The following is a 17,184-nucleotide window of genomic DNA, read 5'->3' as shown; positions in this document are numbered from 1 at the left end:
GTATCCGGAGCATGTGCGGTATCGCCGGGCAGTTTGCCCTGAACGGGGAGGATGCGGATCCGGCCCTCGTCGGGGCGATGGCGGAGAGGCTCGCCCATCGCGGTCCCGACGGCGAAGGAACGTTCTTCTCCGGGCCGATCGGCCTTGCCCATCGCCGTCTCGCGATCATCGATCTCTCCGATGAGGGCCGCCAGCCGATGGGAAGCGAGGACGGCACGCTTCAGATCGTCTTCAACGGCGAGATCTACAACTATCCTGAGATCCGGGAGGAACTCTCTGCCGCCGGCCATCGTTTCGCTTCCGCAACCGATACGGAGGTGATCCTGCACGCCTATGAGGAGTGGGGGCGGGACTGCCTCGCCCGGTTCAACGGGATGTGGGCGTTCGCCCTCTGGGACGGACGCCGCCGCGAACTCTTCTGTGCCCGAGACCGCCTGGGCGTCAAGCCGTTCTACTACACCCTGATCGATGGATCGTTCCTCTTTGCGTCAGAGATCAAGGCACTCCGGGCGCATCCCGACGTCGGCCGACAGCCGAACGACCGGATGCTCTCGACGTTCCTTGCGTGGGGGGTTGCGGATCACACGGGAGAGACGATGTATGACGGCGTCTTCCAGCTCCCGCCGGCCCATACGGTCGTCGTCTCCGAGGAGGGCGTCGGGGAGCCGAAACGCTACTGGGACTTCGCGGTGAGCGGCGCCCCGGGCGGGGCCGACGACGAGGCCGCAGCACAAAGCGTCCGCGCTCTCCTGACCGACGCCGTCCGGCTCCGGCTCCGAAGCGACGTCCCTGTCGGGACCTGCCTCTCGGGCGGGATCGACTCCTCGACGGTCACCGCCCTGATAAACGGCCTCCTCCTGGCGGAGAGCCCGGAGAGCGTCGGCGAACGGCAGAAGACGTTCTCGGTCTCGTTTGACGACCCCCTGTTCGACGAGAGCCGGTATATCGATACGGTGGTCGCGGCGACGGACGTCGCGAGCCGCCGGACGACACCGGGGACGGACGGGCTCTGGGAGGACATCGAGCGGTTACTCTACATGCAGGACGAGCCGTTTGCGTCCCTCTCGATATACGCCCAGTACTGCGTGATGCGCCTCGCGAGCGGCGAGGTGAAGGTGGTCCTCGACGGGCAGGGCGCCGACGAGCAGCTCGGCGGCTACATCGCCTACCAGGCGCCGTATATCCGGGGCCTCCTCCGGCGCGGAGACGTCCTCGCGGCTCTCCGGGAGGGGGTCGGGAGCGCCCGTCGTCACCGGTCCTTCTTCTCGTGGGCGGCTGCCCAGTCCCGGGTCCGCTCGGAGCGCCGGGGACTCCTCCGGGGGGACGCGCCGGAGGTTCTCCGGTATGCGGGGTCGCTTGAGGAGGTGCTGAAACGGGAGGTCACGGCGTCGAACCTCCCCCTCCTGCTGCACTGGGAGGACAGGAACTCGATGGCCTTCTCGGTCGAGGCGCGGGTTCCGTTCCTCGATTACCGGCTGGTGGAGCACCTCGCGGCGCTCCCGCTCGACCAGAAGATCCGCGGCGGCGTCACGAAGTACGTCCTCCGGCAGGCGATCCGGGGGCTGGTCCCGGACGCCGTCCGGTGCAGGATGGACAAGATGGGGTTCGTCACCCCCGAGGAGGTCTGGATGAAGGGCGAACTTGCACCGCGTATCCTCGACCTCTTCTCAACGCCGGAGTTCCGAGAGCGGCCCTACTGGGACGCGGAGCGGGTGCTCGAAAACTACCGGGAGTTCCTCGAGGGGAAGAGCCCATACTCCACCGAGTTCTGGCGGATAGCCTGCGCGGAGATGTGGCTGCGGCAGTTTGACCCGTAGGGATTCTCTGCGCCCGGGTGTGAGTCGCTCACTTCGCGCCCCCCCACTCCCCCTCCTCCTGCGGGCAGACGCCCCCCTTCTTCCGGAGCCCCCTCCCCGCATACGTTGCAGACAGGACGGCGAGGATGCCGGTGACGAAGATGCCGTCGAAGATCCCCGCGCCCCCGATGGAGAGGACGGTCGGCCCGTCCGCGGTCAGCGCCGAGAGGACGTCGGGGTTTGCGAGGTTGAAGAGGTCGGCCCCGAAGAGGGTGCCCATCGTCCCCCCGACGTAGGCGAGGCCCGGGGCGGTGCGGCACCCGCGGGCGAGGAGGAGGCCGGTTACGGCGCCTGCGAGCGGAGCGACGTAGAACGGCATCGTGATCCCGAGGCCGGGAACAGGCGTTGCAGCGGCGTAGGCGACGAGCGAGACCAGGACGACGGCAGCGAGGGACTTCGCCCACGAGACCCGGCCCCGCCCGACCATCTCAAGCGTTACGAAGAGGGGGATGAGCGCTCCGCCTACGTTGACCGCGATGAGATCTTCTCCTAATGTAATGAGCGGGATATCGATCAGGCTCCCGAGCAGCGCCCCGACGGTCACCAGCATCGCCTGGTAGAGCCGGAGCCCGATCGACTCGAAGGCTCCTGCGGTGATGAGGAGCAGGTTGAATATGGCCAGTGCCGGTATGAGAACCGCCAGCGCAACGAGGATCTGCTCCGGGCTGAAGGGAACCGGCAAGATCGCGATCGTGGACAGTTCGGTCTCCATGGGTCGGGCATACCGAACGGGGTCATGCCATAAATAGTTTGATGGCTACGGCCCCGGCGGGCTCCCGGGGACCGTTCGCCCGGGCGAGGCGACTTCGACCCGCCCTGTTCCATCGCCCGATGAAAAGTAAGTCTCACCGACGATAACTCAAAATCAGGGGACGATAGTGAATAGAAACCCCAAATTACCTATTTTATATTCATTTCGGAATAGATATATTCATATGTAGGCAACCAAAAATAATGTTAAACCCGGAGTTCCTTCCCCAAATCGGATAACGGGTGCCGGACAACAACCCACGGACGCATATCTCGGGGTGTTCGTGGCCGGTGCAGGTTTCGGGGATGGTGGATGACCGGGAGCAACTCCGTCCAATCTGACCGGTTGCATCTGCACAGAAGAGCATGACCGCCTTTACTGTTGAAGATTTGATCCTGCATCTGGAGCGGCTCCAGGCGAGGGGCCCGATCCCGTTCGACGTGAAGAGCGGAGAGATATTTGGTATCCTCTGCCCCTCCGGCCAGGACCGGCAGACCCTGCTCTCCCTTCTCATGACGGTCCTCTTTCCGGTTCCGGGATTTGCCGAGCGTTCACCGCTCGCGGTTCTCGGGGGTCTCGGGGACGTCCGCAGAAGCATGGGCATCGCCCTCCGAGAATCGGTGCTCGACCCTGCGCTGACCGGCAGGGAGAACCTGGACTTCCAGGCCCGGATGAACGGCCTGGGCGACGATCTCCGGCGGAGGAGGATCCCCGAGATCATAGACCTCTTCGGCATCTCCGGCGATGCCGATGCCGCCGTCGAGACCTACTCTCCCGCCATGCTGCAGCACCTCGAGCTCGCCCGGGCATACCTCACGCACCCGTCGGTTCTCTTCCTTGCCGAACCGACGGCCGGGCTGGACGATGCCGGGCGCCGGGAGACCTGGGATCTGCTCCGGCGGCTGAACCGCGAGCGGAAGACGACGATCATCTTTACGACGCACGATCTGGAAGAGGCGGAGGCGATCTGCACCCGGGTTGCCGTGGTGGACCGCGGTGAGGTCGTTGCCCTGGACGAACCGGAGACCTTCCGTACGGTGATGGCCGTCGATGACGCCCCGCTTGGATACGATGATACCGCCTAGGCCACCGGGCCGGTGAACCAATACTTATTTACGCCTGCGACCGCGACAAGGATACATGGCCAATTTCCGTTCTCTGTTCGCGCCTTTGTTCCTCGCCGGAAGCGCTATTGCGGCCGTGCTGATCGGCGGATGCGTTGGAGACAACCCCGCTCCACAAGACCATATCAACCGGACCGTGCCGCCGGCTGAAGCGTCCGCCCTGATCGAAGAGAAGAAACAGGATCCAAAATTCGTCATCATCGATGTCAGGAGGCCGGCTGAGTATGCCGGCGGGCATATCCCGGGCGCAATCAACATCGACTCGGCGCACCTCTCCGGGCGCCTTGAGAGCCTTGACCGGGATGGGACGTATCTCCTCTGTTGCCAGCGGGGCGGACGAAGCGCCGGCGCCCGCGAGGTGATGGAGAAGGCCGGCTTTGAGAACGTTTACGAGGTCAAAGGCGGCATGAGCGCCTGGCAGGCTGCCGGGCTCCCGGTGACCGGGGTTTGATCTTCACTCCTCCTGCTTCACGTAGGTGACGCCCTCCGGCTCCTCCGCTTCGCGGGTCTCTATCACGACGGTGCCCGAGATTCGGTTGAAGAGCCGCTGTTTCGAGCCCGGCATGGCGAGCCACCCGATCAGACAGTCGGGGATCAGGAGAAACGCTTTGCCGAAACTCTGGATTGCTGCGGCGCCAAACCCGATATCCTCTCCGGCACGGCCGGTGACCCGGATCTTCAACGCCATCTTGCCGAGGGACTGGCCGCGGTATCCCTCAAAGAGTGTCCAGTAGAGGAAGAAAACCACCGAGGAGAGGCTGATCGAGATGAGCCCGGGATCTATGGTGAACTCCCAGGAGGGCGGCAGCCGGTCGGAGAGTGCCCAGACGGGCAGTCCTACCAGGATGATGTCGATGAGCCAGGCCCAGAACCGGGTCTCCCATCTGGCGAGGTAGAGCGTGACCATATCATCTCTCTGTCGTCCTCCGCGGGGCTTAAGGTTACGTGTCGGCTGATGGGGGGGTGCCGGGCTGATCGTGGATCAGTACGTCAAACCGCGGTTCGCGGCGTATGTGGGCAGGCTCTTTGAGGCAATCGTCGCAGATCTCTTTGAACTCTTTAACCAGCACGGTGCCCTGCCCTTTGTCTATACACGGCTGGGGAGTTGGTGGCACCGGGGTGAGGAGATCGATATCGTCTGCCTCCGCGAAGACCAATCAAAGATTCTCTTCTGCGAGTGCAAATGGCAGGACGGTGTGGACGGCCATCGGGTTCTCGAGGAGCTCCGGGCGAAAGCGTCCCATGTCTCATGGCAGAACGGCAGGCGCGAGGAGCATTTCTGTATCGTGGCACGAACATTCTCTCGCCGCCCGATGGAGGACGATCGAGTCTCCTGCTATGACCTTGACGATCTGATGAGGGTTGTTGCAGATTGCCGAAAAGGAGGTTTCTCGGCATAGGCGTGCTGTATCCGGAACCCGGATCCTCCGGGTGGAGAAGGCGCACCGGAGCATTGCTTTGTTCGCATCGACCGGGCGTGTACAGGAGGTCCCGGGACTATCTATCGCAAAAAGAGGCGTTATCCGATATAACTCAGTTCTTCGCGGCCTCTGGCCTCTTCGGCTTCCTGGATGTTGGCGATCATCTGCTCCATATCCCCGGCCCGCTGCTGCAGCGAGGTGTGGTCGACCTCGATCCCGGTCAGGCGGGAGAGCACCGTGAGAAGGCTCTCGGCGCTCTTCGGGTCGACGATGTAGCCGCTCGTCTCGCCCATCAGGCATATCCCTTCGATCCCCCGCGCCTTGCCGAGGCCGAGCAGGAGACCCGAAGCCCCCACGATCATCCCGCCGCTCCTGGCGTTCTCAAATGATCCGCCGGCCGCCTCCACCTCGGGGCGGAGATGCTCCATGTTGACGGCTGAAAAGACCCTCGGGTTCTCGACCAGGTGACCGACACCGTAGCCGCCGAGCGCGTATATCCGCCCGACACCGAGGTCCTGGGCGATATCGAGGTAGTGCTCCGCGAGGATGTAGTGCCCCTCTGCCGAGTTGCTCTGGACGTCGCCTACGAGAAAGAGAACCGCCTTGCCGTCCTTCTCGTAGCGATAGATCTCGTTGCTGGCGAGGTGGGTGATGCCCCGCTCGTCGACGATCACCTGCGGCGGGAAGTGGGGGGAGGAGATCTCCCCTATCTTCTCGGCACCGAGCTCGTGGATCAGGTGGTCGGCGACGAGTTTTCCCACGTGGCCTATGCCGGGCAGACCCTCGATCAGGACCGGGGCGTCGATATCCTCCTCCCGCAAAAAGGTCACTCTGGCGTGTTCCATCTCCGTACGGCCCTCCTGTATCTACCGTACCTATCCTCGGGTGAAAAACGTGCCGGGTGGGCCGGCCGTGACGGCCGGCCGCAGACCGGGCAGAGATCCGAGAGCGTGTATCTCCGGTCGTGCGGACAGCGGCGAATGCGGCTGCTCATATCTTTTATCCGGCCTTCTGCTTCCGGATAAACTTGCCGGAGCCGCCGGCGCGCTCGACCACGCCGACGGCGGCGTTTGCCGCCTTCTCGATCGCCTTCTCGGCTTCCTTATAATCGGGCGCAGTCACCTTTATCCGATATTTCGGGGCTCCGACGTAGATCAGCTCGATATCCACATCCTCGACCTTCGGTTGCGCACTCCGGAGCGCCCGGCGGATCACGTTGACGCCGTCGGGCCGGTGCGACGTCAGGATGAGGTGTCCGGTGATCGTCACCTTCGAGACCTTCACGTTCTCGTTCGCGACGGTGATGAGTGCCGTTTCGACCGGCCCATCCAGGTTCAGCTTATCCGCCGCCTCGCCGCCGGTGGTGACGATATCCTCGAAGGCCGGGTAGAGCTGGCCGTATTCACGGAAGATCGCCTCCTCGATGACCTTCCTGTCCACGCCCGCCGCCTCAGCGGCAAACCCTATCCATTTCGTGGCCTTCTGTTCGTTCTTCCACTCGTGGACCTTCTCGCGCCGCTGGTGCTCGTTCACGTCTTTTAACGAGAGATCGATGTGGCCGCGATCGGGGTCGACGTTCAGGACTTTGCAGACGACCTTCTGTCCTTCTCGTACGAAGTCCCGGATATACTTGATCCAGCCCCGCGCTATCTCGGATATCGGTATGAGCCCTCTACGCTCGTTGTACTCGTCCAGGGTCACGAACGCCGCAAAGTCCTTGACGTCCGCGACCGTGCAGACAACGAGTTCTCCTTCTTCGGGCCACTCTCTCTCGTTCATGTAATTATCACTCAAGTACAGTCAGTATCTCAGCTTTTATATCAGCTTTCCCGCCGTGGGGCTCTGCGAGGATACGTCCGCAGACGGTGCACTCCACGACGGTACTCGCTCTCTCAAAGACTATCTGTTCGTTCTCGCAGTCGGGGCACTTTACCCGGAGGAATGTGCTCCTGTTCTCTCTGTTTACCCGGACCATACCAACTCACTCCGTAAGCTCGAATTTACCGATCCTGAATCCCGGCCGGAGGTGCGCCTTGCCGCAGACCGTGCACCGGTATTTGACGTTGATCTTCTTCGTCGGCTTGTCGCCGCCGGGCACCTTATTGAACTTGCCCATGTTGCCCACCGTGCTCCTGCGTGCCTTCTGGCGGTCGATCCAGTTGAAGTGGCGCACTTTGCCCTTCTTTACCTTCACGACTTCGTGAACCTCGTGGTTCCTGCAGAACGGGCAGTATGTCTTGAATTTTGACGGCATTTTCATGATAGTAACCTCTATTCAACAGATTCGAGTACCTATATCACTTGTTAAGCCTAATATTTAAGGCTATGTCGTGCTCGCAGAGCACGTCTGCATTGTTTTCCGGCAGGGTGACGATGTCCCCCGTCTTCAGGACGTACGTCCTGCCGTCCATCCCCATGAACGACTCCACATCGGAGCGGATATGCACGAGGGCGTAGGGTGACTGGACGGGACGGGGAGCGGGAGCCGCCGGTGCACCCCGGGGTTCCGGCAGCCCTTTGTCCTCGTCGATCCGGTCGGCCGTGTCCACGTCGTCGCCGACGAACGGGGCCGCCTCGCCGTGGACGAGCGCCTCTCGACACTCCTCGATGGCGTAGATGATCCGCTCGTACATCACCCGCTCCTCCGGAAGCATCTTGCGGGCCTCATCTTTGCTCGCGTACTGCCCCTCCGCCTGCTGGAACGCAAGGTCGAGAACCTGCCGGGTCCTGACCGAGAAGATCTCCTGAACGGTCTCGGTGACGCTCCCTATCTCCTCGATGATCAGGCTCCCCATCCGACTCTCCAGGGGGTTTTTGAGGTCGTAGTAGTCGGTCTTGCGTTTCTCGACGTACTCCCGGGCATCGTCGTAGAGGCCGGGCTCGATGTAGGAAAGCCGTCCCGAGTGCTGCATATCGAGCAGCATCTGGCGGAGTTTCTCCAGGAGATCGATCACCATGCACCCCCGGCTATCTCTGCCATCCCCCGGCAGCAGAGGAAGATCGCGAGCGCTTCGGGGACGTTCTGGACCCCTGCCTTGAGCGAGTAGGTGTTCCCGAGCAGGGACGTGGTGAAGGCTGCCTTCAGATCGACCCGCACGTCGCGGTCGCCGAAGACCACGGCGTCCACGAGGGGATCGAACTCCGCGAAGTCCCGGAGATCGAGCGGCACGACCCGCATCCCGCTGCCGCCGTGAAGCGACCCCGGCGTCCGGATCAGCCGCTTGATATCGGTCGTGACCGGTTCGTCCGCACGCGCCCCGGCGTCCCGGAGCCTCTCCTCGAAGTCGGGTGCAGCCGTGATCGCCCGAACGACTCGATCTTTGAGGAGATCTTGTGGGGGTTTCACGGCGTGGCTCTCGATCTTCGCGAAGAACTCCGCGGCCGTTCGTTTCCCGATACCGTCGAGCCCGGAGAGGTACGCCGTCGCCTCCGCCGAATCAAGGGCCGCAAGCCCCGAGAGATGGGCGCGGAGCGCCTCAGCGTAGCGCCGCCGCCACCCGGTCTCGCCGCCCGCCGGCGTGAAGAGCACGGCCGGATCGAGCCCGATGCCGCAGACGTAGTCGATGATCTCGCGCCGTTCCTGGCTGCTCCATCCCCGGACGGCTATCTCGGTGACGTGGATGTGGTAGCCGCGCCCCCCGGAGAAGGCGACCCGGATCTGGCTCCGGGCAAACCCGAGTTCGTCGGTCAGCATCGCGAGCAGTTTCCCGGTCTCCTCCTTGACCCGCGCGAGCATCATCGCGTAGGGGCCGCGGACGATCTGGTCGGCGTCGAGATCGAAGATGAGGTCGGCGCCCGCCCAGTGCTTCTCGTTCATCGTCGGCGCCGACGGCGTCTGGTAGTAGGCCGTCGAGTAGTAGACGTGCGCGGGGACCAGGTTTTTCACGTATGCGCCGAGTTCCAGCGGGTCGGCAAACGCCATGTGCCGCCGCATCCGGACTTCGGCGGCGTCGAAGAAGACGAATCCCCATTCGCGCTGCTCGAGGGAGGACGGAACGGTGAGGCTCTGCCGCTGATAATACCCGGCAAACCTCTGCTTCACAAACTCGAGTGTCGCGGGTTTCATGGGAACGTCTTGATCATATATGGCCCCACTCGTTCATATCCCTGTTTCTTGTAGTAGGGCCGCACCCCGACACCGCTCATCACCGCGAGCCGGCGGTAGCCGTGATCCCGTGCCTCCTCTTCGGCCTCGGAGAGGAGGACGCTGCCGAAACTGCGGTGCTGCCACTCGTCTGCGGATGCCGGGGCGCTGATCGGCACCACGCTCCCGTAGACATGGAGCTCGCGCAGGAGTGCGGCATCCGTGAGTTCGTCGCGGAAGGGTCTGTGCGGGAACCGGAGCCGGGCAAACCCGACGAGGGCGTCTTCCGAGCCCGCCTGGATGAACCGCTCCTCTCCGCCGCATGCCCGGTAAACCAGGGTCGAGACCGCCACTTCCCCGGGTTCGGCCGATCGGCCAACCTCGCGGCAGCGGATGCACCGGCAGCGAAGCCCCTGCTCATGGAGCCGCGCCTCCGCGAGCTGGCGGAAGTTGCTGTGCCGCGAGCCCGCGACGATCAGTTTTGCCGGGATGTCGCGCTGGATCCGCTGGAGACGGACGTACACCGGGAGGAGGGACTTCGCGTAGGCGACGAGGTCGATCAGTTCATCCTCGGTGTAGGGCCGGTACTCCCCCCGCTCCCAGAGGCTCTCGATCTCTGAACCCGGCGTCACCAGGGTCGGGTAGATCTTCAGGAAGTCCGGCCGGAACCGCGGGTCCGCGAAGAGTTCCCGGACCATCTTCCGGTCGTCCTCCATCCTCGCCCCGGGGAGGTTCGGCATCATGTGGAACCCGACCTTCAGCCCGGCGTCCCGCAGAAGGCAGTTCGCCGCGACCGAGTCCGCGACCGCATGGCCGCGGCGGTTGTGGTCGAGGATCCGGTCGTCCAGGTGCTGGACGCCGAGTTCCACCTTGGTCACGCCCATCGAGAGCATCCGGTCGATATGCTCCTCGCGACACCAGTCCGGCCTTGTCTCGAAGGTCGCGGCGACGCAGCGGACCCGTGCCGACTCGTTCGCGGCAAAGACGGCATCGAGGTCGGGCCGCTCCTGCGCCGTTCCCGCCCGCGGGTAGTCGTTCATCGCCTGGACGGCGGCCCCGACGAACCACTCCTGGTACTCGATCGGGCGGGCGGTCATTGTCCCGCCCATCACGATCAGCTCCGCCTTGTCGACGTGGTGGCCGAGTGCTTCGAACTGCCCGAGGCGGGCCTGCACCTGGGCGTAGGGGTCGAAGGCGTGCTCTCTCGCCCGGAGCGCCGCGGGCTCCTCTCCGGTGTAACTCTGGGGGGAGGCGAAGGGGTGCTCCGGCCCGCCGGGGCAGGGGAGGCATTTGCCGTGGGGGCAGGGGTGGGGCGAGGTCATCACCGCAACGGGCGCCACCCCGGAGATCGTCCGGGTGGGTTTCACCTGGAGGATCGGTCGGAGCCGCTCGCGCTCATCGGGTGTGGCTGCGGCGAGGATCGCGGAGTTCTTGGGCATATTTGCGCCGTGCTCACGGCAGACCTCGAGTTTGATCTTCTGGACGTCGGCAGAATCCCCGGTAGAAAAAAGGCGGGAGATGATCTCCCGGAGCGTATCGGTATCGTTCATCGTTTAGTGTTCGGTTGCGATGCGTTCGGACTGAAAATCAGCGTGGTATTCGATGTAAGGATTGTGGTGTTCCCGGATGTGGTGGATGAGTTCGCCCCCGAGTGTTAGAATTGCTTTTTTGTGGGTGATCTTGTTTTTATGGATATGGACGGGGGAGATGTGGAGAGCGTTATACTGGCCGGTCGGGACATCCTCTCCTGTCGTGCTTTCGTAGTACTTTCTGATGTGGACTAATAACATGTGTAAGTGGAGCAGCTCTTCCTTTTGCACGATATCACCTTTCCTCGAAAGAATACTACTGTTCGCGGGTAGATATAATTTGTTGGTGATCTTTTTATATGCACAAGATGCGGGCGGTCGGAGCGCTCGTAGGGCTCGCAATCGGCGATGCTCTGGGCGCGCCCCTGGAAGGCCTTCCGCCGGCTCCGTTCTCCGTAACGGAGATGGTGAGGGGCGGGATTCACGACGTCGATATCGGCCAGTATACCGACGACACCCTCCAGGCCTCAGCCCTGGCAGAGACGCTTATCGAGTGCGGCGGACTCGACCCGGCGGACTTCTCTCGTCGCCTGGTTCGGGTCTACCGCGCCCACCCGGAGTTCTTCGGGCCGACGTCCCGTGCCGTCCTCGACCTCGTCGATGAAGGTGTCGCGCCCACCGTCGCCGCAAGGATGGCGCACGAGGCGCGGGGCGGGAGCCGGAGCAACGGAAGCGTCATGCGCGGCATCCCGGTCGGAATCTTCTACCCGCCCGGGGAGGTGCGGGAGGCGAGCCTCGCTGCATCCCGCGTGACACACTTCGATCCCGTCGCGGGCGAGGCCTCGGCGTTCGTCAACCGGATGGTCAGCGGGATCTGCAGGGGAGAAGAGGTGGGCGGGGCGTTCGGAGCGGCGCTTGCCGCCTGCGAGGACCCCGAACTCCACGACCTTCTCGATGATTACCGGGCGTATCCGCCGGAACCGTCGCTCAATGCCGTCCTCTGCACCCACTGCGCCGTCAGGGTCTTCATGGACGCTCCGTCGTTCCGCGAAGCGGTGGTCACTGCGGTCAACCTCGGGGGCGACGCCGATACCGTCGGCGCGATCGTCGGCGGACTCGCCGGGGCGCGGTACGGGTGCGAGGCGATCCCCGCGTCGTGGCTCGCCGCGCTCCGCGACCGGGAGGAGATCGTCGATCTCGCCCGACGGCTCGCAGGGGTGAGCCGCCTATAAAGGATAGCGGTACGGCCTCACGTGAGGTGCAAGCGGAGCGAGCATGAGCACCGCAGGTGCGAAGGAGAGTTACAGGTAATTATGCCGAACTTCGCGTTCTTCGCGGCTTCGCGTGAGCTAGCGGGGCTGAACGCCGAAACGGCCTCACGCGAAGAACGCGAAGCCGCGAAGTGCGACGTTCCGCAAGGAACGGAGCATGAGCACCGCCAGGTGCGCAGGGTCGCCATTTTCGTGAGAGTGCTGTGCAGGGGGATGGCTCGCCGTACCGGCTTCAGAGCGGCCGGAGTTCCACCAGTTTCAGCGCCCGGCCGCGCTCGCAGACGTCGGGGGCGTTGCCGAGAACCTCCCCGACGACGTATTTCTCCCCCTCGATGACCCCATCGGGACGACAGAGCGGGTAACTCCGGCACCCGGTTCTCGGGCAGGAGAACTCGTAACTGACCTTCGAGTTTGATATCGCCATATCGGCACCGATCAGCGCTATGACGGGGGCCTCCATGACATCGACCGCGATCACCGCCTCGTCGTGGACAGGGCAGTCATGGCGGGTGTTCGTGCGGACGGCGGCGACGCGGTACTTCCTGCCCCGCTGCAGGTTGTGGCAGGCCTTACGGACCTTGCACTTCTCGCATTCCGTGCGCGAATCACCCTCGTAGACGAAATCAAGCCCCTGCTTCGCAAGTTTCGCCCCGATCAGCGTCACCTTTGTCTTCACGTTCACCATTCTTTCCTCACTCCCGGTAGAGCATCTTCACGAGATCCCGCGCCGAATCCTCGGTCAGTCCCATATCCAGTATGGTGAACCGTTCCGGCCGGATCGTCTGCGCGGCAAGCAGCGCCGCAACCGCCGTCTCGTCGTCGACCCCGATCTCGGCCGGGGTCGTCGGTGCGCCGATCTTCTTGAGCGAGTCGCGGATCCCTTCCCAGTCCCCGCCATGGAGATACATCGTGATGATCGCCCCGATACCGCACTTTTCCCCGTGGAGGCCCTTCCCCGGCGCGAGCCGCTCGAGCGCATGGGAGAACTTGTGCTCGCCTCCGCTCCCGGGCCGGGACGACCCCGCGATGCTCATCGCGACGCCTGAAGATACCAGCGCCTTCGTCACGAGCCAGGCGCCCTCCTCGGAGTGGGGCTTGATGAGGTCGGCATTCTTAAAAAGTATCTCGGCGGTCATCCGGGAGAGGGTCAGCGCATACTCCGAGAGCGGTTCGCACCGGAGACGGTGGGAGAGTTCCCAGTCGAGGATCGCGGTGTAGTTCGCGATGATGTCCGCACACCCGGACGCCAGCAGCCGGTGGGGCGCCGACGCGATGATGGCGGTATCGGCGACGACGGCGATGGGGGGTTCGGCCGCGAGCGAGACGTTCCCGTCGGCGGTCGGCACCGAGGCACGCGACGAGGCGATCCCGTCGTGCGACGCGGCGGTGGGGATGCTGATGAAGTGGCGGTCGGTGTTGTAGGAGGCGATCTTCGCGATATCGATTATCCGGCCGCCGCCGACGCCGATGACGAACCCCGCCGTTGCCGCCGCCGCCGCCTCGGCCTTCCTGATCGTCTCGATGGGATCGTCCTCGCCTGCGGCGAACGTCGCGACGTCGTAGGAGCTGGAGAGGAGCGCTTCGACCCTCTTCCCGGCGACGTCCCGCGTCCTTCCTCCCGATACGATGAGCACAGAGTCGCCGAGAGAAAGGTCTTCGCAGACAGCCTGGATCTGCTCTATGACGTCGTGGCCGATGACGACGTCGCGGGGGAGCTGCATCCACTTCGACTTGTCGAAGACCTTGGTTCTGAGTAGGTTTATGCGGTCTGCGCTCATTTAGATCAACAATGATTAGGGAGTTCCTCTACAAATACTACATCGATCCTATCCGCTACGGCGAGGCGTATACGCTTGTCGATACGTTGACCTATGCCCTGATCCTCATCGTAGCGGTCTATATCGTCTATCGGGGCCTCAGGCGGTACGGGATCGCCGTCGACGAGGAACTGGTGCTTGCGACCATGCCGTTCGTCGTCCTCGGGGGGCTTCTCCGGGTCGTCGAGGATACCGGGATGATAACCTCCGACTTCCGTTTCCTCCTGATTACACCCCTGATCTTCTTTACGATCTTCGGTATTGCGATAGTATCTCTCTTCGCCGGGAAACTCGCGGAGAACGCCGGTCTCGTCGCCCGCTACAGCCGCTTCTACGGCGGTGCGGGGATCGTCGCCTGCATCGTTGCTGCTCTGGCTCTCGCCTGGTTCGGCCTCACCGAGACGACGATCGCCCTCGACGTCCTCGGGATCATCCTTGCCCTCACGGTCGTCTCGTCGCTCGCCCTCTGGGCATTCTTTGTCTACGTGCTGAAGTGGGACTACGCTTCGAACATCCTCTACAAACTTCTCATCTTCGGTCACATGCTGGACGCGAGCGCCACGAGTTACGGGATCGATATCCACCCTATCCACTATGTGGAGCAGCACGTCGTGGGCGGAGCCCTGATCGATGCGACCGGAACCGCGTTCTCGATGTTCCTCCTGAAGATCGCGGTGCTCGTCCCCGCCATCTACATCCTTGAGATGTACCGGCGCGAAGGAAACCCCGGTCTCTGGCACCTCATCCTGCTCGCCATGATCGTCGTCGGGATGGCGCCGGGGATACGGAGTCTCGTGCGGATGGTGCTCTATGTCTGAGCGATCGCTTCTCCGGTCAACGGGCCTCGCGACCATCTTCTTCGCCGTCGCGATCGCCATCGGCGTTGCTGTTGTGGCCCGCGACCCGAATATAGGCGCAGAGGCCATGGCCCTCTTTGCCGACCAGGTGGTGGGCGATCTCCTCTCCGACCCCCCGGCGGTCCTTGCGGGGAAACTCTTCCTGAACAACCTGGTCGCCTGCCTCCTCCTCTTCCTCGGGGGAGCCTCTCTCGGCTTCGTCACGATGCTGATCCTCTCGGTCAACGGCCTTGTGATCGGCGCGATCATGGAACTCGTGCGGCAGCAGCAGGGGATGCTCTTCATCGCGGCGGCGCTCATCCCCCACGGCATCTTCGAGATCCCCGCCTTCCTCATCGCGGGGGGCCTCGGTCTCCTCCTCGGGAGAGCGCTCCTCGGCGAATGGCACGGCACGGTCGATGCCGCCACAGAAGCACGGTCTCTCGCCCGGCTCTTTCTCTCGGTGGTCGTCCCGCTCCTCGCGGTTGCCGCGGTCGTAGAGGCATTTATTACGCCGGCAATCCTAGGTATGATAGCTTAATCAACAGGTTTTGAGGTACGAGTCGGATGGACGAAGATACAGGAGCACTTCCCCGGAAAGAGAACTTTTCCGAGTGGTACAACGAGATTCTCTGGCGAGCCGAGATCATGGACGTTCGTTACCCGGTCAAGGGGCTGTACGTCTGGTACCCCCACGGGTTCGGCATCCGGAAGCGTGCGTACGGGATACTCCGCGACCTGATGGATCGCGACCACGCTGAGACGATCTTCCCGCTCCTCATCCCGAAGACCGAGTTCATGAAGGAGGCCGAGCACATCAAGGGCTTCGAGGACGAGGTCTACTGGGTCACTCACGGCGGCACGAGCGAGCTCGACGTGCCGCTCGCCCTCCGGCCGACGAGCGAGACCGCCATCTACCCGATGTACTCCCTCTGGATCCGGTCGCACACGGATCTGCCCCTGAAACTCTACCAGGTCGTCAATACCTTCCGCTACGAGACGAAGCATACCCGGCCGCTTATCCGCCTCCGGGAGATCACGTCGTTTAAAGAGGCGCATACCGTCCACGCGACGTGGGAGGAGGCAGCGGCCCAGGTCGAGGTCGCGCTCGGTCTCTACCGGGAGTTCTACGAGGGCCTCCGCGTCCCGGTGATCATCTCTCGCCGCCCGGCCTGGGACAAGTTCCCCGGCGCCGACTACACCATCGCGGTCGATACCATCATGCCTGACGGGAAGACCCTCCAGATCGGGACGGCGCATATGCTCGGCGACCACTTCTCCCGCACCTATGAGATCACCTACGAGGACGCGAACGGAGAGCGGCAGTATGCCTACCAGACCTGCTACGGGATCTCCGAGCGGTCGATCGCGGCCGTCGTGAGCATCCACGGCGACGACAAAGGGCTCGTGCTGCCGCCGGAGGTTGCACCGATCGAGATCGTCATCGTCCCGATCATCGTCGGGAAACGGCGCGACGAGGTGCTCGCGGCGGCGGGTGCGCTCGAAGAGGAACTCCGCGGCGCCGGGTTCACCGTGAGGCTCGATACGCGAGATATGCGGCCGGGCGCGAAGTATTACCACTGGGAGATGCGCGGCGTCCCGCTCCGTGTCGAGGTCGGGCCGCGTGATATCGACGCGAACACGGTCGTCGCCGTCACCCGAACGGGCAAAAAGACCACGCTCGACCGCCGTGGCGTCGTCGAAGGGATCAACTCCGTTCTGCGGGAGTTCGGGGAGGATCTCTCGCAGGCGGCGCGGCAGGCGATGGCCGATAAGATCGCCGTGACAAAGACGCTCGAGGAGACCGCCGAAGCGGTGAAGGCCGGGGTTGCCGTTGTTCACTGGTGCGGGTCGCAGGAGTGCGCAGAAAAGATTGAGGCGGCGGTGGATGCAAGCGTCCTCGGTTCCGAGATCCGCTCGGACCTGATCGCCGTTTCGGACGGGCCGTGCATCGCCTGTAACGGCAAAGGCACGTCCGCCCTGGTTGCCCGGACCTACTGATCAGCAGGACGGGCAGGTATACGTTTTTACGTGATCGGGGGCCGCGAGGTCTCCTGAGATCACGGCTTTGCCGCCCTTGACGAAGAGTCTCCCGCATTTATTGCATCTCTTCGGGAGCAGCCGTTCCCAGCGGCTCATCGGAACTTCCAGGGCGAACTGCATCTTCTCCGCGTCGGCGGGGTTGCACTGGGCGAGTTCCTCGTACCGGGAGAGGACCTGCATGACCTGGAGCGGGTTTGCTCCCTCGCTGCAGAACCGCTTGAAGACATAAAACTGAAAGATCATCCACCCGAGGTCGGAGCGCTCTATGGCCTCCTCGTATTCGCTGCATGCTCCATCGTCTTCATCGAGGGAATACCCGCAGAGGGGGCAGCGCCCACCCACGAGTTCGTCCAGGTAGACCTCTTCATGGCAGCTGGGACAGGTGGTGTGGGGAGTATGCATTCTGGAAGTCATGATTCTACTGGCCTCATACCTCTTACTCTTCCGGGGCA

The 17,184-nt window shown here is 63.4% G+C and carries 22 protein-coding genes; 8 read left to right on the top strand and 14 right to left on the bottom strand.

All coding sequences use genetic code 11. From position 1 onward, the window contains the following. Positions 1-11 precede the first annotated feature (11 nt). Complete coding sequence (gene asnB / locus FKB36_RS05560; protein WP_261597044.1) at positions 12-1,817, top strand: asparagine synthase (glutamine-hydrolyzing); 1,806 nt, start codon at positions 12-14, stop codon at positions 1,815-1,817. A gap of 28 nt (positions 1,818-1,845) precedes the next feature. Here asnB and FKB36_RS05555 read toward each other — a convergent pair whose 3' ends face one another. Next, a complete protein-coding gene (locus FKB36_RS05555) occupies positions 1,846-2,568 on the bottom strand; it encodes a DUF1614 domain-containing protein (protein ID WP_261597043.1) in 723 nt (240 codons plus the stop codon). 404 nt (positions 2,569-2,972) lie between these two features. Between FKB36_RS05555 and FKB36_RS05550 the strand changes: the two genes are divergently transcribed. Together FKB36_RS05550 and FKB36_RS05545 are read left to right on the top strand one after the other, a co-directional pair. Beyond that, the gene (locus FKB36_RS05550) at positions 2,973-3,692 is read left to right on the top strand and encodes an ATP-binding cassette domain-containing protein (protein ID WP_261597042.1); all 720 of its coding nucleotides are present in this window, start codon (positions 2,973-2,975) and stop codon (positions 3,690-3,692) included. 85 nt (positions 3,693-3,777) lie between these two features. Then, positions 3,778-4,182 carry a rhodanese-like domain-containing protein gene (locus FKB36_RS05545; protein WP_261597041.1) on the top strand — a complete coding sequence of 135 codons (405 nt, stop codon included), beginning with the start codon at positions 3,778-3,780 and terminating at the stop codon, positions 4,180-4,182. Between the two features lie 3 nt (positions 4,183-4,185). On the opposite strand, the gene FKB36_RS05540 is transcribed toward FKB36_RS05545, so the two are convergent. Next, entirely contained in the window at positions 4,186-4,638 is a 453-nt protein-coding gene (locus FKB36_RS05540) for an RDD family protein (RefSeq protein WP_261597040.1), read from the bottom strand. A gap of 70 nt (positions 4,639-4,708) precedes the next feature. On the opposite strand from FKB36_RS05540, the gene FKB36_RS05535 reads away from it, so the two are divergent. Beyond that, positions 4,709-5,131, top strand: a complete 423-nt coding sequence (locus FKB36_RS05535; protein WP_261597039.1) for a DUF234 domain-containing protein — start codon at positions 4,709-4,711, stop codon at positions 5,129-5,131. Between the two features lie 119 nt (positions 5,132-5,250). Here FKB36_RS05535 and FKB36_RS05530 read toward each other — a convergent pair whose 3' ends face one another. From FKB36_RS05530 to FKB36_RS05490, 9 genes are read right to left on the bottom strand one after another with little or no spacing between them, the layout of a single operon-like run. Next, positions 5,251-5,997, bottom strand: a complete 747-nt coding sequence (locus FKB36_RS05530; protein ID WP_261597038.1) for a proteasome assembly chaperone family protein — start codon at positions 5,995-5,997, stop codon at positions 5,251-5,253. Next, positions 5,979-6,146 carry an RNA-protein complex protein Nop10 gene (locus FKB36_RS05525; protein WP_261597037.1) on the bottom strand — a complete coding sequence of 56 codons (168 nt, stop codon included), beginning with the start codon at positions 6,144-6,146 and terminating at the stop codon, positions 5,979-5,981. The genes FKB36_RS05530 and FKB36_RS05525 overlap by 19 nt, the downstream gene beginning before the upstream one ends. Before the next feature lie 5 nt (positions 6,147-6,151). Further along, positions 6,152-6,931, bottom strand: coding sequence for a translation initiation factor IF-2 subunit alpha (locus tag FKB36_RS05520; protein WP_261597036.1), 780 nt, complete (start codon positions 6,929-6,931; stop codon positions 6,152-6,154). A 7-nt stretch (positions 6,932-6,938) separates the two neighbouring features. Continuing rightward, positions 6,939-7,127 (bottom strand): 30S ribosomal protein S27e, encoded by a 189-nt coding sequence (locus tag FKB36_RS05515; RefSeq protein WP_261597035.1) that lies wholly within the window; start codon positions 7,125-7,127, stop codon positions 6,939-6,941. Between the two features lie 6 nt (positions 7,128-7,133). Next, a complete protein-coding gene (locus tag FKB36_RS05510; RefSeq protein WP_261597034.1) occupies positions 7,134-7,412 on the bottom strand; it encodes a 50S ribosomal protein L44e in 279 nt (92 codons plus the stop codon). A gap of 37 nt (positions 7,413-7,449) precedes the next feature. Next, positions 7,450-8,109, bottom strand: coding sequence for a hypothetical protein (locus FKB36_RS05505; RefSeq protein WP_261597033.1), 660 nt, complete (start codon positions 8,107-8,109; stop codon positions 7,450-7,452). After that, a complete protein-coding gene (locus FKB36_RS05500) occupies positions 8,103-9,218 on the bottom strand; it encodes a DNA primase small subunit PriS (protein WP_261597032.1) in 1,116 nt (371 codons plus the stop codon). Before FKB36_RS05500 ends, FKB36_RS05505 begins: the two co-directional genes overlap by 7 nt. After that, the gene (locus FKB36_RS05495) at positions 9,215-10,786 is read right to left on the bottom strand and encodes a tRNA uridine(34) 5-carboxymethylaminomethyl modification radical SAM/GNAT enzyme Elp3 (RefSeq protein ID WP_261597031.1); all 1,572 of its coding nucleotides are present in this window, start codon (positions 10,784-10,786) and stop codon (positions 9,215-9,217) included. The genes FKB36_RS05500 and FKB36_RS05495 overlap by 4 nt, the downstream gene beginning before the upstream one ends. A 3-nt stretch (positions 10,787-10,789) precedes the next feature. After that, a complete protein-coding gene (locus tag FKB36_RS05490) occupies positions 10,790-11,056 on the bottom strand; it encodes a UPF0058 family protein (protein WP_261597030.1) in 267 nt (88 codons plus the stop codon). 68 nt (positions 11,057-11,124) lie between these two features. Between FKB36_RS05490 and FKB36_RS05485 the strand changes: the two genes are divergently transcribed. Then, the gene (locus tag FKB36_RS05485) at positions 11,125-11,997 is read left to right on the top strand and encodes an ADP-ribosylglycohydrolase family protein (RefSeq protein WP_261597029.1); all 873 of its coding nucleotides are present in this window, start codon (positions 11,125-11,127) and stop codon (positions 11,995-11,997) included. Positions 11,998-12,268: 271 nt separating this feature from the next. On the opposite strand, the gene FKB36_RS05480 is transcribed toward FKB36_RS05485, so the two are convergent. Together FKB36_RS05480 and FKB36_RS05475 are read right to left on the bottom strand one after the other, a co-directional pair. Next, the gene (locus FKB36_RS05480) at positions 12,269-12,721 is read right to left on the bottom strand and encodes a UPF0179 family protein (protein WP_261597028.1); all 453 of its coding nucleotides are present in this window, start codon (positions 12,719-12,721) and stop codon (positions 12,269-12,271) included. A 7-nt stretch (positions 12,722-12,728) separates the two neighbouring features. Beyond that, on the bottom strand, positions 12,729-13,814 hold the full coding sequence (locus FKB36_RS05475; RefSeq protein ID WP_261597027.1) for an NAD(P)-dependent glycerol-1-phosphate dehydrogenase: 1,086 nt from the start codon (positions 13,812-13,814) through the stop codon (positions 12,729-12,731). 11 nt (positions 13,815-13,825) lie between these two features. On the opposite strand from FKB36_RS05475, the gene FKB36_RS05470 reads away from it, so the two are divergent. From FKB36_RS05470 to proS, 3 genes are read left to right on the top strand one after another with little or no spacing between them, the layout of a single operon-like run. Beyond that, complete coding sequence (locus FKB36_RS05470) at positions 13,826-14,671, top strand: DUF63 family protein (protein ID WP_261597025.1); 846 nt, start codon at positions 13,826-13,828, stop codon at positions 14,669-14,671. Continuing rightward, positions 14,664-15,230 (top strand): stage II sporulation protein M, encoded by a 567-nt coding sequence (locus FKB36_RS05465; RefSeq protein WP_261597024.1) that lies wholly within the window; start codon positions 14,664-14,666, stop codon positions 15,228-15,230. Before FKB36_RS05470 ends, FKB36_RS05465 begins: the two co-directional genes overlap by 8 nt. Positions 15,231-15,256: 26 nt before the next feature. Beyond that, entirely contained in the window at positions 15,257-16,690 is a 1,434-nt protein-coding gene (gene proS / locus FKB36_RS05460; protein WP_261597023.1) for a proline--tRNA ligase, read from the top strand. On the opposite strand, the gene FKB36_RS05455 is transcribed toward proS, so the two are convergent. After that, positions 16,691-17,146, bottom strand: a complete 456-nt coding sequence (locus FKB36_RS05455) for a hypothetical protein (protein WP_261597022.1) — start codon at positions 17,144-17,146, stop codon at positions 16,691-16,693. Between the last annotated feature and the right edge of the window lie 38 nt (positions 17,147-17,184).

This window comes from Methanoculleus formosensis (genome assembly GCF_025384765.1).
Taxonomy (GTDB): domain Archaea; phylum Halobacteriota; class Methanomicrobia; order Methanomicrobiales; family Methanoculleaceae; genus Methanoculleus; species Methanoculleus formosensis.
This window is presented reverse-complemented; position numbering and strand designations above follow the sequence as displayed.

Excerpts from the sequence above, each read along its gene's own strand:
- FKB36_RS05515 (WP_261597035.1), bottom strand. The coding sequence starts at position 7,127 with ATGGTCCGGGTAAACAGAGAGAACAGGAGCACATTCCTCCGGGTAAAG.
- proS (WP_261597023.1), top strand. The coding sequence starts at position 15,257 with ATGGACGAAGATACAGGAGCACTTCCCCGGAAAGAGAACTTTTCCGAG.
- FKB36_RS05525 (WP_261597037.1), bottom strand. The coding sequence starts at position 6,146 with ATGAGCAGCCGCATTCGCCGCTGTCCGCACGACCGGAGATACACGCTC.
- FKB36_RS05510 (WP_261597034.1), bottom strand. The coding sequence starts at position 7,412 with ATGAAAATGCCGTCAAAATTCAAGACATACTGCCCGTTCTGCAGGAAC.
- FKB36_RS05520 (WP_261597036.1), bottom strand. The coding sequence starts at position 6,931 with ATGAACGAGAGAGAGTGGCCCGAAGAAGGAGAACTCGTTGTCTGCACG.
- FKB36_RS05465 (WP_261597024.1), top strand. The coding sequence starts at position 14,664 with ATGTCTGAGCGATCGCTTCTCCGGTCAACGGGCCTCGCGACCATCTTC.
- FKB36_RS05455 (WP_261597022.1), bottom strand. The coding sequence starts at position 17,146 with ATGACTTCCAGAATGCATACTCCCCACACCACCTGTCCCAGCTGCCAT.
- FKB36_RS05530 (WP_261597038.1), bottom strand. The coding sequence starts at position 5,997 with ATGGAACACGCCAGAGTGACCTTTTTGCGGGAGGAGGATATCGACGCC.
- FKB36_RS05485 (WP_261597029.1), top strand. The coding sequence starts at position 11,125 with ATGCACAAGATGCGGGCGGTCGGAGCGCTCGTAGGGCTCGCAATCGGC.
- FKB36_RS05495 (WP_261597031.1), bottom strand. The coding sequence starts at position 10,786 with ATGAACGATACCGATACGCTCCGGGAGATCATCTCCCGCCTTTTTTCT.
- FKB36_RS05470 (WP_261597025.1), top strand. The coding sequence starts at position 13,826 with ATGATTAGGGAGTTCCTCTACAAATACTACATCGATCCTATCCGCTAC.
- FKB36_RS05500 (WP_261597032.1), bottom strand. The coding sequence starts at position 9,218 with ATGAAACCCGCGACACTCGAGTTTGTGAAGCAGAGGTTTGCCGGGTAT.
- FKB36_RS05505 (WP_261597033.1), bottom strand. The coding sequence starts at position 8,109 with ATGGTGATCGATCTCCTGGAGAAACTCCGCCAGATGCTGCTCGATATG.
- FKB36_RS05555 (WP_261597043.1), bottom strand. The coding sequence starts at position 2,568 with ATGGAGACCGAACTGTCCACGATCGCGATCTTGCCGGTTCCCTTCAGC.
- FKB36_RS05480 (WP_261597028.1), bottom strand. The coding sequence starts at position 12,721 with ATGGTGAACGTGAAGACAAAGGTGACGCTGATCGGGGCGAAACTTGCG.
- FKB36_RS05540 (WP_261597040.1), bottom strand. The coding sequence starts at position 4,638 with ATGGTCACGCTCTACCTCGCCAGATGGGAGACCCGGTTCTGGGCCTGG.
- asnB (WP_261597044.1), top strand. The coding sequence starts at position 12 with ATGTGCGGTATCGCCGGGCAGTTTGCCCTGAACGGGGAGGATGCGGAT.
- FKB36_RS05550 (WP_261597042.1), top strand. The coding sequence starts at position 2,973 with ATGACCGCCTTTACTGTTGAAGATTTGATCCTGCATCTGGAGCGGCTC.
- FKB36_RS05475 (WP_261597027.1), bottom strand. The coding sequence starts at position 13,814 with ATGAGCGCAGACCGCATAAACCTACTCAGAACCAAGGTCTTCGACAAG.